The organism is Steroidobacter sp. (assembly GCF_016790065.1).
Lineage (GTDB): Bacteria > Pseudomonadota > Gammaproteobacteria > Steroidobacterales > Steroidobacteraceae > Steroidobacter.
In genome coordinates this window covers 1-8701 of record NZ_JAEUPY010000130.1, presented here as the reverse complement: position 1 = coordinate 8701, position 8701 = coordinate 1, and the positions used below count along the sequence as shown (strand labels likewise).

General features: G+C 62.0%; 7 protein-coding genes and 1 pseudogene. 7 read left to right on the top strand and 1 reads right to left on the bottom strand.

All coding sequences use genetic code 11. From position 1 onward, the window contains the following. The 4 genes from JNL55_RS05565 to JNL55_RS05550 all read left to right on the top strand — a co-directional run. Positions 1 to 645: alpha/beta fold hydrolase (locus tag JNL55_RS05565; protein ID WP_293850458.1), on the top strand; the 645-nt coding region annotated here is incomplete at its 5' end. Continuing rightward, the gene (locus tag JNL55_RS05560) at positions 642 to 2078 is read left to right on the top strand and encodes a serine hydrolase domain-containing protein (protein ID WP_293850456.1); all 1437 of its coding nucleotides are present in this window, start codon (positions 642 to 644) and stop codon (positions 2076 to 2078) included. The genes JNL55_RS05565 and JNL55_RS05560, both read left to right, overlap by 4 nt. After that, positions 2075 to 3523, top strand: coding sequence for an amidohydrolase family protein (locus JNL55_RS05555; RefSeq protein ID WP_293850454.1), 1449 nt, complete (start codon positions 2075 to 2077; stop codon positions 3521 to 3523). The genes JNL55_RS05560 and JNL55_RS05555 overlap by 4 nt, the downstream gene beginning before the upstream one ends. A 5-nt stretch (positions 3524 to 3528) precedes the next feature. After that, positions 3529 to 5067 carry a PQQ-dependent sugar dehydrogenase gene (locus tag JNL55_RS05550; protein WP_293850452.1) on the top strand — a complete coding sequence of 513 codons (1539 nt, stop codon included), beginning with the start codon at positions 3529 to 3531 and terminating at the stop codon, positions 5065 to 5067. A gap of 206 nt (positions 5068 to 5273) precedes the next feature. Here JNL55_RS05550 and JNL55_RS05545 read toward each other — a convergent pair whose 3' ends face one another. Beyond that, complete coding sequence (locus tag JNL55_RS05545) at positions 5274 to 5546, bottom strand: type II toxin-antitoxin system ParD family antitoxin (RefSeq protein WP_293850450.1); 273 nt, start codon at positions 5544 to 5546, stop codon at positions 5274 to 5276. Here JNL55_RS05545 and dctA point away from each other — a divergent pair. The 3 genes and pseudogenes from dctA to JNL55_RS05530 form a co-directional block, all read left to right on the top strand. Next, positions 5457 to 6528, top strand: a pseudogene (dctA, locus tag JNL55_RS05540) (C4-dicarboxylate transporter DctA); the annotation flags it as partial. The gene JNL55_RS05545 and the pseudogene dctA overlap by 90 nt on opposite strands. Positions 6529 to 6756: 228 nt before the next feature. After that, complete coding sequence (locus JNL55_RS05535; protein ID WP_293850445.1) at positions 6757 to 8136, top strand: peptide MFS transporter; 1380 nt, start codon at positions 6757 to 6759, stop codon at positions 8134 to 8136. Positions 8137 to 8232: 96 nt separating this feature from the next. Continuing rightward, positions 8233 to 8701: serine hydrolase (locus JNL55_RS05530; RefSeq protein WP_293850442.1), on the top strand; the 469-nt coding region annotated here is incomplete at its 3' end.

Genomic DNA, 8701 nt, shown 5'->3' with positions numbered 1-8701 from the left:
CGACGGGCCATTGCGGTCGCGCTCGAAGACGGTGGCGCGGATCCTGTCCAAGAGCGGGCGGAGCGATTCTACGAAGTGATCGCGCCATCGCTCGCGCAGTATGTTCAGCAGTCGCAACCGGCCGATTGGCGCAACGCCGACCGCTTTCAGGCGTTTCGCGGACTGGTGCAAAGCTTCCTGGGAGATGGGGCAGGCAACGCCCTGGCGGATTCGAGCCTGGTCATCTTCCAGAGTTGGCTGCGCCGTGACGCGGATGGGCGGTGGGGACCGCACTATGACAATCAACGCTTGCTCGGCGGCGGCGAAGATGCCTGGAATCCCGGCGCTGGATACAGGCTGCCGCTGCTGCATCAGAGCTGGCGTCGGGTGCACCCGATCATCACTTATCGCAAGCTCCACGTGCCGATGCTGATCATCGACCCGACCGGCGACGACACCCCGCCGGGCGCCAGTTTCTCGCCGCAATACGAGCGCCTGCGCGCATCGCATCCGGCGCTCATCGAGCACGTGAAGTATCCCGATACCGGGCACGTCGCGCATCCACAGAGACCGGATTGGTTCGTGCGCGACATGAGTTCGTTGCTACAGCGGGTGCGCAAGGCCGGCAGCGATTCGTGCCTGAAAGCGGCGGAGGCGCATTCATGAATTTCAGTGCAGTCTGCTCGCGCCGCTCGTTCACGAGCTGGTTCATTCTATTTGGGATGGTCGTAAACGTAACGGCCTCGGCTGGCTCGACGGCTACCGAACTGGCGACCGTGACCGGGGCCGCAGCGAAGGTTGCGTGTTCAGCGGTGTTCGTGTCGGGCTTTTCGCTGTCTCGGGCTGCCGTCGATGTGGAGCAACTACTGCGGCCGCTCGCTCACGAATTCGTCTATGAGATCGAGCGGCGCGAACGGCGACTCAGCGCGAGTGCTTCCGGCGTCGTTCGCACGGCGCTTTATCGTCCTGGTTTGGGATGCACGCTACTCATGGAAACGGATGAGCCGATGCTGCGCCAACAGGCAATCGGCGTGCCGCTGCCGAAAGCAGTTCCGAGCCAGTTGCCGTGGCCGGCGGGGGAGCGCGTCGATGCACGACAGCTGTCGCCAGGGATCGATCGCGCCGCGCTGAATGCAGCGATGGACGCGGCGCTTCGAGACGAAACCCCGGCCGGCGAAATCGATACACGGGCCCTGGTCGTCGTGCACCGGGGCAGGATCGTTGCCGAGCGCTACGCCGCGGGGTATTCGAAGGACACGAGATTCCTCGGCTGGTCGGCCAGCAAGAGCGTGATCGCCGCGCTCATCGGTACATTGGTGACGGATGGAAAACTCACATTGGATGCCGAGGCGCCCGTCGCTTCATGGCATGGCGCGGACGATCCTCGCCGCGCGATCAAACTTCGTCACCTGCTCACCATGTCGAGTGGGCTGGCCTTTCAAGAGGGCTACTACGCTCCGGGTGACGACAGTACGGCGATGCTGTTCGAGCGCGGCGACATGGCCGCTTACGCTCAGTCGAAGTTGCTGGCCCATGAGCTGGATCGGGTCTTCAGCTATTCATCGGGCACCACCAACATCCTCGCCCGCATCTATCTGGATGCGACCGGCGGTTCGGTCCTCGCCAGTGAGGAGCATGCGCGGCGCCGTCTCTTCGAGCCGGCAGGCATGAGCAGCGCGGTGTTCGAACGCGACGCGAGTGGCGCTGTGGTCGGCAGCTCTTATTTCTTCGCCACCGCCCGGGATTGGGCCCGCTTCGGATTGCTGCATCTGAATCGCGGCGAGATCAACGGTCAGCGGGTGCTGGCTCCGGAGTGGGTCGATTTCATACGCGCTCCGTCGTCGGCCGATGATCGCTATGGCGGGCAGTTCTGGCTGAACGATTTCAAAGACGGTGCCACTGAGCGGCGCTTCCCCGGCGTGCCCGCGGATACTTACTTCGCGCTCGGGCACAACTCTCAGATCGTCGCGATCATTCCGTCGCGGCAGGTCGTGATCGTGCGATTGGGCTGGACCCGTGGCGCGGGGCGCTTCGATTTGAACCGACATTTCGCCGCCATGCTCGATGCGCTGGGCGAGTCGCGGGAGTCCGACCGATGAGATCCAGGATTGCTAACGCGCTCGTTGCTACGTCCTTCGCCATTGCGGGCCTGCATCCGACGGCTCAAGCCGCCCGGCCGCGCTCGTTGGATGCGAGCATCGCGATCGAACACGTGAACCTCATTCCGATGACATTCGACGGCCTGCTGAAGAACCAGACGCTGGTGATTCGCGATGGCCGGATCAGCGACATTTGCGACAGCGAGCAGCAATGCACGCCGGCGGGCGCGCGAATCATCGATGGCTCCGGCAAGTACCTGATCCCGGCCCTGGCCGACATGCACAATCATCTTGACGGATTTGCTTTCGACGGTAAGGAGGAGACTCGGCAGCGCACACGCCGGCAGATGTTGCGGCAGTATGTGATGTTCGGGGTCGCCGTGGTGCGCGATCCTGCCAACGGACCGTTCGTCTTGAAGTTGCGAGATGCAGTCAATCGCGGCGAACTGCTCGGCCCGAGAATTTTCGCGGCGCCCAGCATCATCGAAGGCTCTCCTCCGTTGTTTCCCGGCCCTCGCTCCTTCACTTCGCCCGAGGTTGCGTCCCAGTACGTGCGCGATGCCGCCACTCGTGGCTTCGATCTGGTCAAGGTGTATTCGACGCTCAGTCCGCCGGTGTTCGATGCGGTGATGGATGCGGCACGAGACGCCGGGTTGACGGTGGCCGCTCACGTGCCGATCGATGTGCCGCTCGATCATGCGCTCGAGAAAGGGCTGCGCTCCATCGAACATCTGACGGGCTACGACGTTGCGTGCGCCGCTGCGTCCGTGAAAATGCAGCCGTCGCGGCTGGACATTTATCAGGGCTGGGCGTGGTGCACGCCGGAAAAAATTCGCGAGCTGGCGGCTTTGACTGCGAAGTATCGGGTCTGGAACGTGCCGACGCTGTCGCTTTGGGACCAGACGGTGACTGACTTCGACCGACCCCTCCGCGATGCCGGCGAGGTCGGCCGGTACGAGCATCCGGCCACCAATCGCGGACTCGACTGGTTGTATTCGTTGTATGGACCTCGTGAACGCGCCGGTATCACCGGCACGCGTTCTGTTCGCCTCGCGCTGGTCAAAGCGCTCAGCGATGCCGGCGCGCCGCTGATGGTCGGTTCGGATATTTCGGGGCCCGGCTACACCATTCATCGTGAGATGGCCGCGTTCGTGGAAGCAGGGTTGACGCCGTATCAGGCATTGCGCGCGGCAACCGCCGAGCCCGCCAGGTATTTACAGAAGGAAGGAGATTTCGGCGTGCTCGCGACAGGCGCGAGGGCCGACGTGCTGCTGCTGGCAGCGAATCCACTCGCGGATATTCATAACACCCGCAAGATCCAGGGCATGATGATTCAAGGGCGCTGGTGGACTCAGGAGCAGATCCAGGCCGAATTGGATGCAGTGCTGCGTGAATACGCCGAGGATGCCGAAGCCATGCGCCTGTCGCGGCAGCCGAGCGGGTGAGTCGGTTGCGGATTCGCTCGACGCCAGGCGCACGGTCTATCGCGTGGCTGCTAGCCTTAGTAGTGGTAGCGGCGGGGCACGCAAACGTATCTCACGCCAAGGCCGATGAAGTCAGCGAGCACGTCGCAGCGTCTACTTACATCGAGCTATGTTCCAGCTGTCACGGCCGCCAGTTGGAAGGCGGACAAGGGCCATCGCTGATCGACGATCGCTGGTTGCATGGTGGCGATGACGACAGCATCGCGAATTCCATCGCAGCGGGCGTGCCCGCGAAAGGCATGCCGGGATGGAGTTCGGTGCTCTCACCCCAGCAAATACGCGACCTCGTCGTTTTCATCGAGCAAAAGCGTTTGGCAGCAGCGTCTGGTTCGCGAGGCATTCACGACCGCGATGGTCAGGTGCCGGCATTGCCCCGTGAGGTACAGCATTCCCGGCTTCACGATTTTCGCGTCGAGCCATTCGTCGATGGACTCGCTGAGATGCCGTATGGGTTCGCGTTCCTGTCCCCGACGCGTCTGCTCGTCACCGAGCGACGCCAGGCACTTCTTCGCGTGGTGGATAACGGGCGATTGTTGCCTGATCCGGTGCAGGGCACGCCGGCCACGCATCGTCATCCGTCCGGGGCGGGCGCCTTGCTCGATGTGGCCGTGCATCCTCAGTATCGGCGCAATGGATGGATCTATCTGTCCTTCGCCGATGATCCCTCGACCGCCGTCGACTCCGGACGGCCGGAAGCGACGATGCGTTCGCTGGTTGCCGTCGTGCGTGGCCGGATCGTCGGCAATCGCTGGGTCGATCAGCAAACGCTCTGGCAGGCTCCGGACGACGTTCGGCGCGTCACGGCAGACAACGAATTCTTTTTCGGCGGCAGGATGGCATTCGACCGACGCGGACATCTGTACTTCAGCATCGGTGTGCCGGACGCGGACCGCGACGAGGCACAAGATCTTGCTCTGCCTCGCGGTAAGATTTTTCGCCTGCTGGACGATGGTGGCATTCCGCGCGACAACCCCTTTGCGGCCCGGAGCGGCGCGTTGCCCGGCATCTTCTCGCTGGGGCATCGAAATCCGCAAGGATTGGCGTTCGATTCGAACTCCGCCATCTTGTGGTCCACCGAGCATGGCCCTCGCGGCGGCGACGAACTGAACCGGATTATGCCTGGCCGCAATTACGGCTGGCCGCGGTTCACGTACGGTACCGACTATGACGGAACGGCGATTGCGCGGCAGTCCACTGGCGAAGGATTTGAATCGCCACTACAGCAGTGGACGCCGTCGATCGCGATATCGGCCCTGGCCGTCTACGACGGGCGCGCCTTTCCACGCTGGCAAGGCAGCATGTTCATCGGCTCGCTCAAGGCGGAACAGTTGTTACGCGTGCGAGTCGAGGCCGGCAAGGTCGTCGAGGTGGAGCGCATCCTCTCCGACCTGGGCCGCATCCGCGACATCCAAGTCGGCTTGGATGGCTGCATCTATCTGCTCGTCGAGGCGCTGGGGTCGAAAGATCGTAGCCGCATCATTCGGCTGGTGCCGTCGGGCGGGTAGCCACTTTCAGGTGAAAATCCGTCTATCGTCATGGGAGAGATCGGATGAATGCGCACGGGCGGCCTCTGGATTTTCTACCAGGAACTGGAACGTTCTCTCCAGCAGGTCATGATAGTGCTCCACTTGCTGGACGCCGAACTCCGCCACGTCCTACATGTGGGTGGCGATGATGTCCCCTTCGGGCTTGCGGCTTGGCCGATAGCGCATCACTTGGAGGGTTTGTTTGTTGCGCGTAACTTGCTGCGGGCGGCTGCCTTCAGTGCTTCCATCGATCGGCGACCGACGCCGCTTTCGATGCCTTCAGTAACCAGCGCCTGGATATGCGCGATCTTCGCGGTCCGTTCTTGATCGCTCCGGATCAGGTGGCGCACGTAATCGCTTGCGTTGGCATCGTCGGGCTGGTGATCGTCAACCTGGTACGCCCCGGGGACGGCATGCACGTCGACGCCAGTACCTTGGACGCGGCTGCCGTCAGTCAATACGCCGGGCCAGGGAAAATGCAGAGCACCACCGAGTTCCTGCTCAACATCATTCCGGTGAGCGTAGTGGATGCGTTCGCCAAGAACGAGATCTTGCAGGTGCTGTTGTTCGGCCTGCTGTTCGGCTTCGCGTTTGCAACGCTTGGGCAGTCGCGAAGCCTTGGTGTATCAGTTCATCGACCGCATCTCCCATGTGTTGTTCGATATCGTCAACCTCGTGATGAAGGTGGCGCCTATCGGCGCGTTCGGCGCCATGGCTTTTACCATCGGCAAGTACGGCGTGGCGACGCTGCTGTCGTTGGGCAAGTTGATGCTGTGCTTCTATGCGACGTGCCTGATCTTCATCCTGGTCGTGCTCGGCGCCATCGCCAGACTACATGGCTTCCGCATTCTGGCATTCATTCGCTACATCAAAGATGAGCTGCTGATCGTGCTGGGCACCTCATCCTCCGAGTCGGTGCTGCCTCGGATGCTGGCGAAGATGGAGAATCTGGGGGTGCGCAAAGCGGTGGTAGGGCTGGTGATTCCCACCGGCTACTCCTTCAACCTGGATGGCACCTCGATTTATTTGACGATGGCAGCGGTGTTCCTGGCGCAGGCCACCGATACGCCGCTGGATCTGTCACATCAATTGACATTACTGGCGGTGTTGCTGCTCACGTCCAAGGGGGCCGCCGGTGTCACCGGCAGCGGCTTCATCGTGCTCGCAGCCACACTCTCGGCGGTCGGAACGGTCCCGGTCACCGCGTTGGCGCTGATCCTCGGCATCGACCGATTCATGTCCGAGGCGCGCGCGCTCACCAACTTGATCGGTAACGGCGTCGCGACCGTGGTGGTCGGCAAGTGGAGCGGTGATCTGGACGAGGCTCGACTTCATCAGCAACTGGCAGGGACACATGACGTAGGTGGGTTGGCGGATGGGCGCACACCGCTGGAATCTGAAGGATTGTCAGCGTCCACGGCAGGTAGAGAGCGACCATGAAGAACTAGGAGCCGCTCGAGATTACAAGATCGTGGTGGATCTGGGGCAACACCGACGGCGCCATTGACACCCCCAACGTCGATGACTGTGTTCAACTCGTCAATGGCGAGTTGCCGAGGTTCACAATGAACGATTTCGGGGCGGTTTCCAGTTTTCGATGGATGCCTGCGGCTCGCCCTTCACCAAGGAGCTCGTAGTGATCAAGTCAGCGACGGGGCACGGCGCGCCATGACTACTGCCACGCTGGAGTCTCGCACTCTCTTCGGCCATCCGCGGGGCCTGGCATACATCGTGTTCGCGGAAGGATGGGAGCGGTTTTCTTTTTACGGCATGCAGGCGCTGCTGGTGCTGTACATGGTGAGCCACCTCCTGCAGCCCGGCACGATTGAAACCGTCGCGGGCTTTGCTGGGTTCCGCAATGTGCTCGAGGCGGTGTTCGGGCCGCTTTCCGTCCAGGCGTTAGCGTCGCAGATCTTTGGCTTGTACATCGGCTTGGTGTACCTGTTTCCGGTGTTGGGGGGCTTGCTGGGAGATCGATACCTGGGGCGCACCCGCGCGGTGGTCATCGGTGCAGCGCTGATGGCGGTCGGGCACTTTCTGATGGCGTTCGAAGCTGCGTTCCTGTTCGCCTTGCTATCGCTGATCGCCGGATCCGGCCTGCTCAAGGGAAACCTGGCGGCGCAGGTCGGCAATTTGTACCCGAAGGATGACTCGCGTCGCGACTCGGCGTTTTCGATCTACTGTCTCGCCATCAACACCGGTGCATTCGTCGCGCCGCTGGTGTGCGGAACGCTAGGTGAATTCTATGGCTGGCATTACGGCTTTGGCGTGGCCGGGATCGGCATGCTGGTGGGCATCGTCATCTATCTCGCCGGCCGCTCGTATCTGCCGCCGGACACGTTGGCCGCAGCGGCGGAGCGTCCGAAGCTGCAGCCCGGCGAAGGTCCGTCGGTAGCGGCCCTGGCCTGCGTGATCGCGATCACTTCGCTGTACTGGGCAGCGCAGACACAGGTATGGAATGTGTATCCGTTGTGGTTGCGCGATCGTGTCGATCGCGATCTGCTCGGGTTGACGGTGCCGGTGACTTGGTTCCAGTCACTCGACACGCTCGCGGTGTTGGCACTGGCGCCGGTCGTCATCTGGATCTGGCGCCGTCAGGCTCGACGCCAAGCGGAACCCCGCGAGCTGGCCAAGATTGCCATCGGCTGTCTGGCGTTCATGGGCGCATGTTTTCTGCTCGCCTTGGGGGAAACCGCTGCTGATACCGCAAAAGTCAGCTTGTTGTGGCCCACGGTTTTTCACTTTTGCTGCGCGGTTGGATATTTGTATGTTTGGCCGGTCACGCTTTCGCTGGTCTCGCGTGCGGCACCAGCCGCGGTCAATGGAATGATGGTCGGTGCTTACTATCTAGCGATCTTTGCAGGCGGCATATTCAGCGGCTGGCTGGCGCGCTTCTATGAGATGCTGACCCCGGCGCAGTTTTGGTTGATGCATGGCCTGGTGGTGGGCTGTGGCGCTGCGTTGATCGTTGTTCTGTCACGTCCGTTGACCGGCATTCTCTTCACCAACAAGCCAGCGGTTCTCGCCATGCCAGCACGTGCGGTGTGATTGGTACACCGCGATCTGCGCCATTCGCAACTGCCGACCCGGTGCGCCACGTTATAAATCCTCGCTAACGAGGTTGTGGCAGGTGAGGCGGAGATCATGCAGGAGAAACGCGAAGATGCGGGCGTGGTGCGAAACCTCTACGCAGGAAAATTGTTTCCCGCGCGGCAGCTCGAGCTGTTTCGTAACAAGGGTTGGATGTTCCCGCAGAGGGAAATCGCGCGTGGTGCAAGGATCCATCCGCTACCGTACAGCGCGTCGCAACTCAGCGATGTAACTACCCGCTCGGGCGACAACCGATACGACCTTGCCGACTATATTTCGCGCAATCGCGTCGCCGGCTTGCTGGTGCTCAAGGATGGCAAGATCGTTTTCGAACACTACGATGCAGGCAATGACGACTCGACGCAGTGGGTGTCGATGTCGTTGGCGAAGTCGATCACTACGACGCTCGTCGGTGCCGCCGTGCGCGACAAGCTGATCCGCAGCGTCGACGATCCGCTTATCCGCTATCTGCCTGAGCTGGTCGGAACTGGCTACGAAGGCGTGGCTGTCCGCGATCTACTGC